The organism is Mesorhizobium sp. WSM4832, assembly GCF_055811115.1.
Genome location: NZ_JBVVQH010000019.1, coordinates 73,243 through 88,158 on the forward strand (window position 1 = coordinate 73,243; position 14,916 = coordinate 88,158).

The 14,916-nt window shown below is 63.9% G+C and carries 16 protein-coding genes and 1 tRNA gene; 3 read left to right on the forward strand and 14 right to left on the reverse strand.

Annotated features, from left to right (window positions below; all coding sequences use genetic code 11):
* Positions 1 to 15 precede the first annotated feature (15 nt).
* The 6 genes from AC0L2L_RS24505 to obgE all read right to left on the reverse strand — a co-directional run bounded on the left by AC0L2L_RS24505 (position 16) and on the right by obgE (position 6,380).
* Entirely contained in the window at positions 16 to 432 is a 417-nt protein-coding gene (locus AC0L2L_RS24505; protein WP_027166790.1) for a RidA family protein, read from the reverse strand.
* Between the two features lie 17 nt (positions 433 to 449).
* Complete coding sequence (locus AC0L2L_RS24510; RefSeq protein WP_473581876.1) at positions 450 to 1,742, reverse strand: MFS transporter; 1,293 nt, start codon at positions 1,740 to 1,742, stop codon at positions 450 to 452.
* A gap of 221 nt (positions 1,743 to 1,963) precedes the next feature.
* A complete protein-coding gene (locus AC0L2L_RS24515; protein ID WP_473581878.1) occupies positions 1,964 to 2,596 on the reverse strand; it encodes a nicotinate-nucleotide adenylyltransferase in 633 nt (210 codons plus the stop codon).
* A 246-nt stretch (positions 2,597 to 2,842) separates the two neighbouring features.
* Positions 2,843 to 4,129: a glutamate-5-semialdehyde dehydrogenase gene (locus tag AC0L2L_RS24520; protein WP_473581880.1), complete on the reverse strand. Its 1,287-nt coding sequence runs from the start codon at positions 4,127 to 4,129 to the stop codon at positions 2,843 to 2,845.
* A 77-nt stretch (positions 4,130 to 4,206) separates the two neighbouring features.
* Positions 4,207 to 5,346: a glutamate 5-kinase gene (proB, locus tag AC0L2L_RS24525; RefSeq protein WP_473581881.1), complete on the reverse strand. Its 1,140-nt coding sequence runs from the start codon at positions 5,344 to 5,346 to the stop codon at positions 4,207 to 4,209.
* A gap of 5 nt (positions 5,347 to 5,351) precedes the next feature.
* A complete protein-coding gene (gene obgE, locus AC0L2L_RS24530; protein ID WP_473581883.1) occupies positions 5,352 to 6,380 on the reverse strand; it encodes a GTPase ObgE in 1,029 nt (342 codons plus the stop codon).
* 203 nt (positions 6,381 to 6,583) lie between these two features.
* Here obgE and AC0L2L_RS24535 point away from each other — a divergent pair, with 203 nt between their 5' ends.
* Positions 6,584 to 7,447, forward strand: a complete 864-nt coding sequence (locus tag AC0L2L_RS24535; protein WP_473581885.1) for an endonuclease/exonuclease/phosphatase family protein — start codon at positions 6,584 to 6,586, stop codon at positions 7,445 to 7,447.
* A 3-nt stretch (positions 7,448 to 7,450) separates the two neighbouring features.
* On the opposite strand, the gene AC0L2L_RS24540 is transcribed toward AC0L2L_RS24535, so the two are convergent.
* The 4 genes from AC0L2L_RS24540 to rplU form a co-directional block, all read right to left on the reverse strand.
* Positions 7,451 to 7,963, reverse strand: a complete 513-nt coding sequence (locus AC0L2L_RS24540) for a GNAT family N-acetyltransferase (RefSeq protein WP_473581887.1) — start codon at positions 7,961 to 7,963, stop codon at positions 7,451 to 7,453.
* A gap of 42 nt (positions 7,964 to 8,005) precedes the next feature.
* The gene (locus tag AC0L2L_RS24545; RefSeq protein ID WP_473581888.1) at positions 8,006 to 8,593 is read right to left on the reverse strand and encodes a GNAT family N-acetyltransferase; all 588 of its coding nucleotides are present in this window, start codon (positions 8,591 to 8,593) and stop codon (positions 8,006 to 8,008) included.
* Positions 8,594 to 8,717: 124 nt separating this feature from the next.
* Positions 8,718 to 8,987: a 50S ribosomal protein L27 gene (gene rpmA, locus AC0L2L_RS24550; RefSeq protein WP_015315190.1), complete on the reverse strand. Its 270-nt coding sequence runs from the start codon at positions 8,985 to 8,987 to the stop codon at positions 8,718 to 8,720.
* 101 nt (positions 8,988 to 9,088) lie between these two features.
* Positions 9,089 to 9,814 (reverse strand): 50S ribosomal protein L21, encoded by a 726-nt coding sequence (gene rplU / locus AC0L2L_RS24555; RefSeq protein WP_027166799.1) that lies wholly within the window; start codon positions 9,812 to 9,814, stop codon positions 9,089 to 9,091.
* Between the two features lie 409 nt (positions 9,815 to 10,223).
* On the opposite strand from rplU, the gene AC0L2L_RS24560 reads away from it, so the two are divergent.
* A tRNA-Ser gene (locus tag AC0L2L_RS24560) sits at positions 10,224 to 10,313 on the forward strand.
* 69 nt (positions 10,314 to 10,382) lie between these two features.
* On the opposite strand, the gene AC0L2L_RS24565 is transcribed toward AC0L2L_RS24560, so the two are convergent.
* The 4 genes from AC0L2L_RS24565 to AC0L2L_RS24580 form a co-directional block, all read right to left on the reverse strand.
* Positions 10,383 to 10,787 (reverse strand): hypothetical protein, encoded by a 405-nt coding sequence (locus tag AC0L2L_RS24565; protein ID WP_473581891.1) that lies wholly within the window; start codon positions 10,785 to 10,787, stop codon positions 10,383 to 10,385.
* A 337-nt stretch (positions 10,788 to 11,124) separates the two neighbouring features.
* Positions 11,125 to 12,258 carry a hypothetical protein gene (locus AC0L2L_RS24570; RefSeq protein WP_473581893.1) on the reverse strand — a complete coding sequence of 378 codons (1,134 nt, stop codon included), beginning with the start codon at positions 12,256 to 12,258 and terminating at the stop codon, positions 11,125 to 11,127.
* A 6-nt stretch (positions 12,259 to 12,264) separates the two neighbouring features.
* Entirely contained in the window at positions 12,265 to 12,615 is a 351-nt protein-coding gene (locus AC0L2L_RS24575; protein WP_473581895.1) for a DUF3024 domain-containing protein, read from the reverse strand.
* A 121-nt stretch (positions 12,616 to 12,736) separates the two neighbouring features.
* Positions 12,737 to 12,967 carry a sulfotransferase gene (locus tag AC0L2L_RS24580; RefSeq protein WP_473581897.1) on the reverse strand — a complete coding sequence of 77 codons (231 nt, stop codon included), beginning with the start codon at positions 12,965 to 12,967 and terminating at the stop codon, positions 12,737 to 12,739.
* Between the two features lie 342 nt (positions 12,968 to 13,309).
* Here AC0L2L_RS24580 and AC0L2L_RS24585 point away from each other — a divergent pair, with 342 nt between their 5' ends.
* Positions 13,310 to 14,911 (forward strand): caspase family protein, encoded by a 1,602-nt coding sequence (locus tag AC0L2L_RS24585; RefSeq protein ID WP_473581899.1) that lies wholly within the window; start codon positions 13,310 to 13,312, stop codon positions 14,909 to 14,911.
* The last annotated feature ends 5 nt before the right edge of the window (positions 14,912 to 14,916 follow it).

Consider the following 14,916-nt stretch of genomic DNA (forward strand, 5'->3'; position numbering starts at 1 on the left):
GTCGCGCCAGCGGTTTCAATCAGCCGGCATTCTGAACCGGTCTCGGGGTATCTCGGCTATCGCTGTGATTTCGATCTGCAAGTCCGGATGATAAAGGCGCACGATCTGGACGGTTGTCGTCACGGGATAGGGTTCCGAAAAGAATTCCTTGCGGATATCGCCCGATGCCATGAAGCGCTCGATATCGGTCGCATATTGGGTCAGCGACACGATATCGGCCATCTCACCGCCGATGGCCGCCAGCACAGCCTTGATGTTTTCGAGCGTTTGCCGGACCTGGGCCCGCATATCGCCCTTGCCGACAACCTGCCCCTCGCGATCGAGCGAAACCTGACCCTTGAGATGAACGAGTTGCCCATCCTCGTTGATTTTCACCATGCAGAACGCGCCGAAAGGCTTCCACACCGTTGGGGGATCATAGCTTTTCGCCATCTTGGATTCTTACCTTGTCAGTCCTTCGCGTGGCGCTGCTGATCGTCCGGCGCGAAGGCAAGCTCTACCGGCAGCGGCGTCTGCGCCGACATCGGCGCGAAATTGCCGCTTGTGGCGGCAGGTGTCGGCCGACCCGCCATCACGCGCCACAGAACGAACAGGCAGAAGGCCGAAGCGATGACGATGCCGACATAGATGAAGGTCGCGGTACCGAAGACTGCCGAAAGCGCCGTCACGATGCCGGGCACGATGAAGCCGGCCAGCGACCAGGCAAACAGCATCGAGCTCGACAGCGCCAAAAGCTCGTCCTTGCCGGCGCGGTCGGCGGCATGGGCGCTGGAAAGCGCATAGATCGATTCCGACGCTCCGTCCCAGATCAGGTAGATCACCAGCAGCACCATCAGCGCGCCGCCGTCGAAGACGATGGCGAGCACGCTGGCAACGGTCGCGAGCGCTGCCGCGCCCGCCAGCACATAGCGCCGGTCGGTGCGGTCCGAGATCCAGCCGAGAGGTATCTGCAGGATCAGCGTGCCGACCGGCATCGCCGACAACAGCAGCGCCACATCCGTTTGGCTGTAGCCCTTGGCCGTGGCGTGGATCGGCGCGAAGCCGGAGACGATCATCGACAGGCCGCCGACGGCCAGCATGCCGGCGACGCCGACCGGCGAGATTCGCCAGGCCCGGCGGAGCGCGATCGACGCAGCCTGCGGCGCGGGCGGCTGGGCAAGCCGCGTCATCCCCACCGGCAGGATCGACAGCGCGGTGAAGGCAATGCCGATCAGCGCCGCGGCGGCCGTGTGGATGTCGATCGCGGCGAGCGTGGCATAGCCGACGCCCAGCCCGCCGATATAGGCGACATAGAACACCGCCATCACCCGGCCGCGTATCGCATTCGGCAAGGCATCGTTCAGCCAGCTCTGCGCGACGATGAACAGGCCGCATATGGCGAAACCGTAAAGCGCGCGCGCGGCGATCCACAGCAGCGGGATCGGGCTGGCGCCGATCGCGGCGTTGGAAAGCGCGATCAGCGCCGAGAGCACCATGAAGGCGCGGGCGTGGCCCACTCTTTTGACGAGCGGCCCGGTCAGGATGCAGCCGGCCAGTCCGCCGGCCGAAAGCCCGGTGACGATCAGCCCGGCCCAGGTGGGGTCGAAGCCGTCGGCGCCGAGGCGCACCGGGATATAGGCGAACATCAGCCCGTTGCCGATCGCGATCAGCGCCATCGACACGATGACGCTGGCAATGGCGACCAACGGCGCCGATTGCGCGGCGCGGCCTGGGTCGGTCGTGGTGGGGTTTTTCTCCAGCATGCATTCGCAGCTTGGCTTACCGGCAGGTGAAACGCCGCCGTAAAAGCGACATGGCCGGACTTCCCTTTCCCCCTTGTGGGGGAAGGTGGATTGGCGAAGCGGCAAGACGGATGAGGGGTGTTCCAGCGGAGTGAGACGCTGGTGGCATCTGGAGCACCCCTCATCCGTCTCGGCGCTGCGCGCCGATCCACCTTCTCCCACAGGGGGAGAAGGAAAGAAGCTTATCCCTTCGCCGCCTTGCGGATCGCGGTGGAGGACAGCGAGGAGCGCGGACCGTGGATGAAGGTCCAGGCCGGCGCCTGCATGCGGGCAAGCATCGGCGCGTCGCCCTCGTCGACCCGGGCATAGTCGAAGGTCTTGGCGACCACCGACGACAGGAAGGAGAGCGTGGCGCCCGGACGGTCGATGATCGCGATCGGGAAGGTCAGCACGATCTCGCGCCAGCGCTGCCAGCGGTGGAAGTCGCGCAAACTGTCCGCGCCCATGATCCAGACGAAATCGACGCCCGGGTTGCGCGCCTTGACCAGGGCAAGCGTGTCGGCGGTGAAGCGCACATGCTGCGCCGCCTCGAAGGCGGTGACCTTGATCTTGGGATTCCTGGCGATCTTTTCGGAAAGCGCGATACGCTCGGCGAGCGGCGCCAGTTCCCTCACGCTTTTCAGCGGGTTGCCGGGCGTCACCATCCACCAGAGCTGGTCGAGCGCAAGCCTTCTCAGCGCAATCTCGGCGACCAGCGCATGACCGGCATGCGGCGGATTGAACGAGCCCCCGAACAGGCCGACGGTCAGGCCCTTGGCGGCATGCGGCATGCGGAGATAGGGGGTAGGGACGGGTTGCTCAGATTGGGAAAGCATGGTGCTAGGCCCCCCCCTCTGCCCTACCGGGCATCTCCCCCTCAAGGGGGGAGATCAGCAGTTGCGCCGACGGCACCCAATCTTCAACGTCGGCGATTGGCGAAAGCCAAGGCGACATCCAATCTCCCCCCTTGAGGGAGAGACGCCCGGTCCACCCTCCGAAGCTGCAGCGCAGCTGCTGCGAAGGACGGGCAGGCCACAGAGGGGGGCCTGGGCGCAAACGTCAACCCCTTAAGGCAAACGGCTTCAAGGCCGCACCTGTCCCGACCCGCGCACGCGGTATTTGAACGAGGTGAGCTGCTCGACGCCGACCGGCCCGCGCGCATGCATCTTGCCGGTGGCGATGCCGATCTCGGCGCCCATGCCGAACTCGCCGCCATCGGCGAACTGCGTCGAGGCGTTGTGCAGGAGGATCGCGGAGTCGATCTCGTCGAAGAATTTCTCGGCCGCTTGCTGATCCTCGGCGATGATCGCCTCGGTGTGATGCGAGGAGAAGGTCTCGATATGTTCGATCGCGCCGGCGACGCCGTCGACCAGCTTCACCGCGATGATGGCGTCGAGATATTCCGTCACCCAGTCCGCATCGGTCGCCGGGAGGGCGGCGGCGAAAGCTTTCATCACCTCGGCGTCGGCATGGATCTCGCAGCCGGCGGCGCGCAGCGCTTCCAGGATCGGCACCAGATGCGTGGAGGCCACGGCGCGATCGACCAGCAAGGTCTCGGCGGAGCCGCAAACGCCAGTGCGCCGCATCTTGGCGTTGACGGCGATCTCCACCGCCATGTCGAGCCTGGCCGAGCGGTCGACATAGAGATGGCAGATGCCTTCGAGATGCGCGAAGACCGGCACCCGCGCCTCCGTCTGCACGCGCCCGACCAGGCTTTTGCCGCCGCGCGGGATGATGACGTCGAGATTGCCGTCAAGACCTTTGAGCATCTCGCCGACAGCGGCGCGGTCGGTGGTCGGCACCATCTGGATGGCGTCTTGCGGCAGGCCGGCCGTCTTCAGTCCCTCGACCATGCAGGCATGGATCGCCGACGACGAATTGATCGAATCCGAGCCGCCGCGCAGGATGACCGGATTGCCCGCCTTGAGACAGAGCGCGCCGGCGTCCGCCGTCACATTCGGGCGGCTTTCGTAGATGACGCCGATGACGCCGAGCGGCGTGCGCACGCGCTCGATATGGAGCCCGTTCGGCCGGTCCCATTCGGCAATGACGTCGCCCACCGGATCCTTGAGCGCGGCGATTTCGCGAATGCCGTCGGCCATAGCCTTGATGCGCGACGGGGTGAGTTTCAGCCGGTCCATGAAGGAGCCGGACAGCCCAGCCTCCTCGCCATTCGACATATCGACGGCATTGGCGTCGAGGATTGCCTGCTCGTTGCGCAGGATTGCATCGGCCATGGCGGCAAGCGCGTCGTTCTTGGCCCTGGTGGAAGCGACGGCCAATGGTCGGGCGGCGGCGCGGGCACCACGGCCGATATCGGCCATCAGCGCCACGGTATCTTCGCCGGACTTTTCATGCAGCTTCAGCATGGTTGATCCTCCGCCCTACCTGTTGTTCCTATGCAATTCCGAACGGAAAACCGTTTCCACACTTTCCTGGAATTGCACTAGTCGTCGGCCAATACGTGGTCGCCGGCAACGCTTACCACAAGGTCGTCGCGATGGATCATCGCCGAACGCGCCTCGTAGCCGAGCACGTTTTCGATCTCGGCCGTCTTCAAGCCCGCGATCCTTACGGCATCGGCGGCATCATAGGCAACCAGGCCGCGCGCGATCTCGCGACCCTCGGGCGACAGGATCGCCACCGTGTCGCCGCGCGAGAAATTGCCGCTGACCAGCTTCACCCCGGCCGGCAGTAGCGACTTGCCCGATTTCAGCGCCCCGACGGCGCCGGCATCGACGGTGAGCCGGCCGGCCGGCTCGAGCTGCCCGGCAATCCAGGTCTTGTAGCCCTTCACCGGATTGGCGCTCGGCTTGAAGAAGGTCGCGCGCTCGCCGCGCTCGATCGCCATCAGCGGCGACAGCCTGGTGCCGGACGTGATGATCATGGCGGTGCCGGCGGCGTTGGCAATCTTGCCGGCATCGAGCTTCGTGCGCATGCCGCCGCGCGACAGCTCTGAAGCCGCCGCCCCCGCCATCGCCTCGATCTCGGCGGTGATGCGATCGACCACCGGGATGAACTTTGCCTGCGGGTCCTTGGCCGGCGGCGCCGTATAGAGCCCGTCAATGTCGGAAAGCAGCACCAGCAGATCGGCGCCCATCATCGTCGCCACCCGCGCCGCCAGCCGGTCGTTGTCGCCGTAGCGGATTTCCGACGTCGCCACCGTGTCGTTCTCGTTGATGACCGGCACCGCCTTCATCTTGAGCAGGGTCGAGATCGTCGCCCGCGCGTTGAGGTAGCGGCGGCGCTCCTCGGTGTCGCCGAGGGTCAAAAGGATCTGGCCCGATTTCAGCCCGTCCTTGCCGAGCGCGTCCGACCAGGCGCCGGCAAGCGCGATCTGGCCGACGGCCGCTGCCGCCTGGCTCTCCTCGAGCTTCAGCGCGCGCTTGCCGAGGCCGAGAATGGTGCGGCCGAGCGCGATCGCGCCCGACGAGACGACGAGCACTTCCGCGCCGGCATTGGCGAGCACCGCGATGTCGTCGGCCAGAGAGCTCAGCCAGTCGCGCTTGAGGCCAGTCGCGCGGTCGACGAGCAGCGCCGAACCGATCTTCACGGTGATGCGCCGGTATGATTTCAGCGATTTCATCGATCTTACCGCCAGCGCGTGTCGACGGGGGCCGGAACGGCATCGCGCGCTTCCGCGACCACCGCCATCAGCGCCCGCAGCACCGCTTCGACGCCTTCGCCGGTGACGGCCGAGACGAGCATCGGCGCGCGGCCGGCGGCGCGCTTCAGCGACGCCGCCTTCTTCTTGCGTTGATCCGCGTCGAGGATGTCGATCTGGCTGAGCGCGACGATCTCGACCTTGTCGGTCAGGCCATTGCCGTAGGCGTCGAGCTCGGCGCGCACGGTCTTGTAGGCCTTGCCGGGATTTTCCTCCTGGGCTGAGACCAGATGCAGCAGCACGCGCGTGCGCTCGACATGGCCGAGGAAGCGGTCGCCGATGCCGACGCCCTCATGCGCGCCCTCGATCAGGCCCGGGATATCGGCGAGCACGAATTCGCGGCCGTCGATGCGGGCAACGCCCAGCCCGGGATAGAGCGTCGTGAACGGATAATCGGCGATCTTCGGCTTGGCGGCGGTCACAGCGGCAAGGAAGGTCGACTTGCCGGCATTGGGCAGGCCAACGAGGCCGGCATCCGCGATCAGCTTCAGTCTCAGCCAGATGCTGAGCTCTTCGCCGGGCAGGCCGGGATTGGCGCGGCGCGGCGCCTGGTTGGTCGAGGTCTTGAAATGCTGGTTGCCGAAGCCGCCATTGCCGCCCTTGGCGAGCAGGAAGCGCTGGCCGACGACGGTCAGGTCGCAGATCAGCGTCTCGTTGTCCTCGGCAAAGATCTGGGTGCCGGCCGGCACTTTCAGCGTGATGTCGGCGCCCTTGGCGCCGGTCATGTTGCGGCCCATGCCGTGCGTGCCGGTCTTGGCCTTGAAATGCTGTTGGTAGCGGTAGTCGATCAGCGTGTTCAGCCCGTTGACCGCTTCCGCCCAGACATCGCCGCCGCGGCCGCCATCGCCTCCGTCCGGTCCGCCGAACTCGATGAACTTCTCGCGCCGGAACGACACCGATCCGGCGCCGCCGTCGCCGGAACGAATGTAAACTTTAGCCTGGTCGAGGAATTTCATTGGATTTTCGAGGTTTCTGCTGATTGCCTTGCGCGATTGCTCTAAACCAAGGCGGGGCCAAGGGCGAGGCTGTTTTGTGACGAAAGCGCTGGCACACGCTTTTGCGCATACGGGGAACACGCTAGCACTGGCCGATTGCGACCGAACCTGCGCGACGATCGTCTCCGGTTCTCGTGATTCCGCGTTGGTGTTGGAGTACCGGAATGAAGCTCGTCACCTACAACATCCAGTACGGCATCGGCCTCGATGGAAAATATGATGTCGGCCGCATCGCCGACGCCGTGCGCGGCGCCGATGTCGTCGCCCTGCAGGAGGTGACCCGCAACAACCCGCGCAACGGCGACCGCGACATGGTGGCCGAGATCGGTGAGGCGCTGCCGGACTACTTTGTCGCCTATGGCAGCAATTTCGAAGTCAATGTCGGCTCGCGGCTGGATGCCGGCCGCGCCGTCACCAGGACCTTCCAGCTCGGCAACATGGTGCTGTCGAAGACGCCCATTCATTTGTCGCGCAATCTCCTTTTGCCGCGCAGCCGCAGCCTCGAGACGATGAACTTCCAGCGCGGCGCGCTCGAAGCGCTGATCGAAACGCCGCTCGGCTTCATCCGCTTCTACTCGACCCATCTCGACCACCGCAGCCCGGTAGAACGACAGGGCCAGATCCGCTTCCTGCGCCAGCGCCTATTGAACTACGCGCTGGAAGGCGGCGGCTTGTCTGGCATTCCCGAAATCGGCCTGCCGGACCTGCCCTATCCGGAAGCCTTCATCGTCATGGGCGACTTCAACATGCTGCCGGGCTCGCCCGAATATGTCGAGCTCGCCGGCCGCCCCGACCATGAGTTCGGCATGCCGTTGACCGCCGATCTCGCCGTCGACATCGCCCAGCGTCTTGCCGTCACCGACCTGATCACCTGGGTCGACCCCGACCGTCCCGAAGACAAAAGCCGCCACAAATGCATCGACTACATCTTCACCAGCGCCTCGCTCGCCAGATCGCTGAAGCGCCTGTGGTCCGACCGCCAGGCGATCGGCTCCGACCACCTGCCGCTCTGGGCCGAACTGGACTGATGGCTATCTGTCGGCGTTCTTGCGTTCGACGATCGCCATCATGATCGCATCGCGGTATTCCCCATCGATATAGACGGCGTCGCGCTGCACACCTTCCCTCACGAACCCGACCTTGTCGTAAAGAGAGATAGCGCGAGCATTGTCGGAGTGCACCGAAAGCTCGACACGGACAAAGCCGGCCTTGCGCGCTTGCCTCAAGGTAGCATCGATAAGCCGCAGCCCGAGGCCACGCCCCCGATAAGCGTGAACAATCCCCATTCCGAGCGTGCCGCGATGAGCATGTATGGGCCGATCATGGCGGGTGATATCGCACCAACCGACAACGTCGCCACGAACAACGGCCACGAACCCTGGATCGCCTCTCGCGATACGTTCCTCCATAAATCTTTGGGTTTGAGCCAGCGGCGGCGCCTCTAGGAAGGACAGGTATTTTCGCTCACGCGAAACGAGATCGAGCGCGTGATGAAAGCTTTCAACGTGCGCCAACGTCAACGGCTCGATCTCGATCGTCTTCATATGGCTGCTCTCATCAACCATTAGCTTGACCGCCGCCAACCATCAAAAATGCACCCAGTTGCGCAGGCTCGTCCAGGTCTTGCGATCCAGGCGATAGCGCTCGACCGGCACCTGGCCGGCGACGATCGAGTTCAGCATGCCCTGGCCGGCATACTGGAAGCCGCATTTGTGGATGACGCGGCGCGAGGCCGGGTTGATCACCCTGGTCGAGGCATGCAGCACCTGGATCGAGGTCTTCTGGAAGGCGAGGTCGACCAGCGCATGCGCGGCCTCGGTGGCATAGCCGCGCTTCCAATAGGGTTCGCCGATCCAGTAGCCCAGTTCCAGCCCGCGATCGGTGGTGTTGAGCCCCGCGCAGCCAACGAAGGTGCCGGTGCCGGCAAGCGTCAGCGCATAGACGATGCCGGCGCGGCGCGAGGCTGCCATGGCCAGGAACGCCCTGGCTTCGGCTTCGCCATATGGATGCGGCATGCGGGCCAGCATCTCGGCAACGTGACGGTTGTCGGCAAGCGCAACGAGCTGCTCGAGATCGTCGTGGCGCGGGGCGCGCATGACCAGACGCTCGGTGGCAAGCGCCGGGCAATCGATCGCGTAACTTTCGTCGTCGGTGTCTTCCGCTTCGGCAACCATTTTAGTCCTCCAGGGCAAGAAAAATGAAAAAGGAGAGAGGGCAAGCCCATCTCTCCTGATCCTTTTCTGGCCTGGCCAGACACCGGTTCCCGAGATGGGCGCCGGTGTTATGGTGCGGAACCGGCTACTCCGCGGCTTTGGTAATCGGGTTGACCGATACGTAGGTTCGACCGTTGGCTTTTTTGTTGAAGGTGACTGCGCCGGTCTCGAGCGCAAAAAGGGTGTGGTCCGTGCCCATGCCGACATTGACGCCGGGATGCCAGGTCGTGCCGCGTTGACGGATGATGATGTTGCCCGGGATGACGGCTTCGCCGCCGAACTTCTTCACGCCCAGACGCTTGGAATGCGAGTCGCGACCGTTGCGCGACGAGCCGCCAGCTTTCTTGTGTGCCATCTAACTAACTCCGATGCGCCCTGGGGGCGCTTGAATGGTCTTATGAACGCGTTCGCGTTCCGTTTCAAGTCCGATCCGGCGACCTTGTCGCCGGTTCGTTTTTACTTCTTCGCCAGTTCCTTGGCTTGCTCGCGCCAGTCCTTGATCTGGTCGGCGCTGAACGGCATGTGCTCGTCGATCTTGGCGACATCCTTGTCGGTCAGCTTGGCGAGCTGCGCGAAGGTGACGATGCCCTGCTCGGCGAGGTCCTTCGCCGCGACCGGGCCGATGCCCTTGATCACGGTCAGGTCGTCCGGCTCGCCCTTCGGCGCCTTGAACAGCGGCGCGGCCTTTGCCTCTTCGCTCGCAGCGGCCTCCTTGGGGGCGGCCTCTGCCTTGGGTTCCTTCTTGGCCTTGGCTTCCTTCGGCGCGGCCTCGGCCTTCGCCTCGGCGGCGACTTCCGCCTTGGCTTCTGGCGCCTTGGCCTCAGCCTTGGCTTCCGGCTTTGCGGCGGCCTTCTTCGCCGGCTTGGCGCCACCCAGCAGGATCTCGGCGATCCTGACGGTGGTCAAAAGCTGGCGGTGGCCGATCTTGCGGCGCGAATTCTGGCGGCGGCGCTTCTTGAAAGCGATGACGGTGCGGTTCTTGCCCTGCTCGACGACTTCCGCCGTGACCATGGCGCCATCGACGAAGGGTGCGCCGAAGGTGACATTCTCGCCCTCGCCATGCGCGAGCACATTGCCGATCTCGACGATGTCGCCGACCTTGGCTTCGACTTTCTCGATCTTCAACAGATCATTGGCGGCGACGCGATACTGCTTGCCGCCCGTTTTGATGACTGCGAACATTTTTTGCCTTTCGCTGTTCGGTCGGCCTCGATGAGCCGCCTCAGGCGGTTCGGCCGTCTTTTTGTCAGTCTGCGGGTTTAATAAACAAGCGGCGCGGAAGAGCCTCCACGCCGATTGCGGGCTGTCCCTAACCGAAGGTTGCGTCGGAGTCAAGGCAAGCCCGGCTTTCGCGACTGGTGCAGGAACGAACCGCGCCGCTTGCCAGCGGTTCGCCGCCGTCACCGGGCCGCATTGCGTTCCCGGTCGGCCCGATAGCGAATGCACGGTGAGCCGCAAGCCGGCGAGGCTCCGGCCATCGCGTCGCGACCACATTCGAAGAAGCCGGGAATCGCGCGAATAGGGCCTTGTAACTGAAGCAGCCAGCCGTTATCTAGTGCGCCGCGCCGGCAACGGCCGACCAAGACCTCGCGGAGAGGTGGCAGAGTGGTCGAATGCACCGCACTCGAAATGCGGCATACTCGCAAGGGTATCGGGGGTTCGAATCCCTCCCTCTCCGCCAGTCAAGCCCCGAAAAACCCAGATTTCTGCGGTTCTTGCGTAGGCAGCGTGTTCTTTCCCACCAGGGCGGTCAAACGCGGCTGTCGCGCACGTCGTTCCTTGCGACGTGAAGCGCGTCAGCCACGCTCTCCAACTCGGATATTTTGATCGTTCGCTGGCCCGTCGCCGTGCGGCAAACCACATGTGGCTCACTGCCGGAGCGCGGGTCCGCCTTAGCACCGCATAGCCCATGTGCAAGGCAATTTCGGATATCGGCCAGCGTTCGGATGTCATTCCGGACCCGCTGGCAAGCCTCTGGCTCAACTTCGCGCCAGTGGGCCCACAGTGATGATCCCTCGGGCAACTGGTGATCTGGCTCGATCGCCTCGATACGCGTGCGGACTTCTTCCTCAAGCCATCCCCAATGCATGAGCACATATGCGACAGCCGCCATAAGATCGCGCATGCTCGACTGGGGAGACGGATTTTCAGCCATTTTTGCCGCTCAACGTGCGTCGCGCCATCGACAAATCAGCACTGTCCAACCGCGAGCAACAAACGCACAAGATGATGGCTCCTCCCTACCCAAGTCCAGTTTTACACAACAAGCGGAAGATTGTCGCGGCTAAGAGGGCGCCACGAGCCGGATGTCTCCGCACCGCAGACCTAACCCACCCCTCTGCCTCGCCCGGCGCGCGCTCGGAAACCTCTCTATTCCGCGTCGGCAAAGCGGCGGTGTTTTCTATTGTTTTGACAAGATAGGCAGACATGGTGATGCCGATCCTTGTAGGGGAAAATCAATCGCCTCGCTTGCCGTGCTGCGATGGTCCCCCCTATCCCAGCGTCACCACGCGTTCGATAAAGCGGCCCTTGCCGGCATGACGCTCCCGGATCGATTGAAGCCGGAGGCGGAATTCCTCGACGGTGCCCTGTTTTTCGGCGAGCGCCTGGAGATCGGAAAGTAGGGCTGTCGCCTTGTCATATCCCGCGGGGTTGCGCCGCATGATTTCATCCTCGACGTCCCGCCAGATGCTTTCGCCGCGCTGGCGAATGGCCACAAGCCGCAGCTCGCGCGCCTTCTCGGCCGCCTCCGCCTCCAGCCGCCGCTGCGCTTCCGCGCGTTCGGCCTCGGCGCGCTCTCGGGCAAGACGGATCTCGCGGGCGCGGGTCAGCAGATCGGCAGCTGTGCGCGGAACGCCGGACGGGATAGCCGTCTGGCGGTCGGAGCGCGCCCGTACCAAGGCTCGCAACTCGGCGGATACGTGCGGCTCGCCATTGAACATCTGCATCAGCAGGCCGTTCTTCTCCGCGTCGCTCATTGCCGCGATTATTCGCTCGGCCGTCCCCGGCGGCACCCCATCAAGAGCTGCGGCCTCGCCTCGCTCCGCCGCTGCCTGGACGAGGTCCTGGTTGATGCAGAAGAATTGGGCGAAGGCCTCGAGCGCCTCGGTCAACGGCCCGAGTCCGGGCATCGGCTCCGGTTCATCCGATCCTACCGCTTCGACTTCGACATCCATGAGCCAAATCAGATAAAACAGCCTGAGGTCGCCCGCGAGCGCATCGGCTCGAAGCGACGATAGGATCGCCAGCCAATTTTCGCCGTTATCCCAGCTGCCGGGCTCCAGCTCGTCGCGCCAGATGCTCAAGATGACGTTCTCACCGGCAACCCTGAGCGTCGACGATTCCTCGTTGCCGAGAAAAGCGCCTACGCGGTCGCGGTCGACCAGCCGGGCCGGCAGCTTCATCATCAGGCGGCGCGAGCCCCAGTTTGCCAAGTAGAGGTGAAGATCGAACCAGCGCTCCATGAGCTGGTCCGGGTCGCCACCGAAGTCTCCCCACTCATAGAAATTGGTGAAGCTGGTGGCTGTGATCCGCGCCCGCGACGACAGCTCGCGCAGTGCCCGGCGATCCGCGTCGCCGAGGGTTTTGTCGATCGCCTGAAATTCGTAATATTGGTATTCGCTCATTGCCGCTCAGACCGGATGCAGGAGTTCGTCAGCTTCAAGGATTCTCAGGGCTTCGACGAGAGTTAGGTCCGTATGGAGCCGCCGCCATTTGCCCGTGTGCCGCATCCAGTAGACGTCAAACCGATCTGGTCCGATTCGATCGAGCCTGGTGAACGGCGCATCAAACTCCTCGCCGCGATTGTGTTCCATGCCCGACCGATAGCGTTGCATGAACCGGCATCGCCCTCCCGCCCACGCGCCGCGAATATCGTAGTTCCATTCGTTGGGTCGGATCGCCGACGGAGCTTCAGGAAGACCGCAATTAGCTTCTGCCTTCTTCTCCCGCTCGTCGACCAGCCTCGCCCCTGCCCTGATCAACTGCGTGCCTCGCGATGGCATCCCACATGTTCACGGCGGACGTTGCGACCAAGCTGCGGTCTTTGCCGGCGCGTTTGCGCCAGACCCAACGACTGATGTTGTTGCCGCTTGAGTCTCCGGTCTAAGGTCTCTTTGCCTCGGAATAATCCGCGTGCCCACTCCATTTTAGAACGGCTATCCCTAGCTTCGTCCATCTGGCGCCTTTGTCCGAGACAAAGGCGCTTGTCTCCCGTGGCACGCTGAAGACATCGGGATGGGCGGCCAATATCCGGGCGAACAAGGTCGAGCCGGTATGGCCAAAACCACAGATAAATATGGAAGCTTTCGGCTTTGGAACAAGCCGTGCCCACACCCCTGTTCACCTATTGCGTCTCTCCCGAAGACTTATTCGAATCCTCTTCTCTCGATGATTGCAATAAGGAATGTTCCCACAGCGACGGCGATGACCCGGCGCGGGATTTGAGACAGCAGCCACACCTTCGGCGGCGGCCTTCGTTTGACGAGTACGCTGCCTTCCGAGCGCATCCCGCTGGGCCGGCTCGCCGGGCAATCTGGCAACGGCTCAAAGCGCGACGGTTTGCGCATTCGACGGCGCTAATGTGTTATGTATTTCATGGAAGGGGCCACATGAAATTGCGACTGGCAGGCAAAGCCGCGACTTGATTGAATTGAGAGTGCGTTGAAAGTGCGCGCGATGAGGTTCTGGGCCGCCATTGTCGGTTTGTTTTTCCTGGCTGCAGCCGATCTGCTGCAGGCAGGTGCCCTTGCTGCCGGCAACAACCGAGTCGCCCTGGTCATCGGCAACAGCAAATATGTCTACGCGCCGGCCCTTCCCAATCCCGCCGGCGATGCTCGCCTGATGGCCGAAGTCTTGCGCAAGGCGGGGTTCAACGTCATCGAAGGCGTCGATCTCGACTATGCCGGAATGCGTGATCGGTTGAACAAGTTCACCGAAGCCTCGTACGACGCGAACACGGCACTGATCTACTACGCCGGCCACGGCATGCAGGTGAACGGCAAGAATTATCTGATCCCCGTCGATGCGGAGCTCACGGCGCCCGCGCATCTCAAGACCCGCACCATCCAGATCGACGAGTTGCTCTCAGCTCTCCCGACGGACCCGGCCGTCGGCATCGTCATCCTCGATGCCTGCCGGGACAATCCGCTGGCGAGGACCCTGGCGGCTTCGTTGCCGAAGAGCCGCTCGACCACCGCGCCGGGCCTGGCACCCATCGACGTCACGGCGGATGTCGGCACCGGCGGCGTGCTGATCGCCTTTGCGACAGACCCTGGAGCCGTGTCCTACGACGGCAATGGCGCCAACAGCCCCTACACGATGTCGCTGGCCAGGCATCTTGCCGAACCGGGCGTGGAGATCCAGAGCGCGCTGACCCGAGTTCGCGGTGAAGTGACGGCTGAAACGGACGGGCGCCAGCGACCTTGGCACAATGCCTCGCTCGGCCGCGAGGTCTTTATCGGCCCGCAAGCGCCGCCATCGGCCGCCCCAGCTCCGCAACCGTCGGCCACGGAGAATCCGGCCCAGCCCCCAAGCTCAGACGCGCGCGGATGGGAAATCGAGCAGCGTGTCTGGGACGAGGCCTCGAAGCGCAACACGCTGGCGCATTACGAGGCCTATCTGCAGCAATTTCCGAAGGGCGCGTTCGCCGATCTCGCCCGCCTCAACATCGATCAGCTCAAGAAGCCCCCCATCAGCAATACACCGACCGTTGTCGCCAATACTGAGAGCGACGCGGCGCGATTGGCCACTGCGGCGCAACCTCCTGCCGCGGCCAGCAATCCGGAAACCGACGTCGGGACCGATCTGACGGAAGGCTTGATCGGCCTTGATCGTCAGGAAAAGATCGATGTGCAGGAAAGGCTGCTGGCGATCGGTTACGACCTGGACGAGGCCGACGGCGACTTCGGCGTCAAGACGCGCCGCGCCATCGGCCGTTGGCAGGAAGAAAACCGGTTGCCCCCGACCACCTTTCTGACCCCGGGGCAATACGCTCGCCTGAAACTCGACACGGACGATGCCCTGAAGAGCTACCGCGCCCAGCCGGCGCCGGAAGCGGAAGCGAAGAAACCGGAAAGCGCCGCATCGCAAAAGACCGAGAAGCCGCGGCCCGCCGTCCGTGCGAAGCCGAGACAACAACGCGAGGCAGCCAATCCAAGACCGGCGCCGAAATCAAAGACGGCACGAAAGTCCCGGTTCCGCACCTGCAGCGGCATAGACGGCACCTTCGAGGTCCCCGCGTCGCAGAGATGTCCGTTGAGCGGCTACGCGCATTATTGAATGCC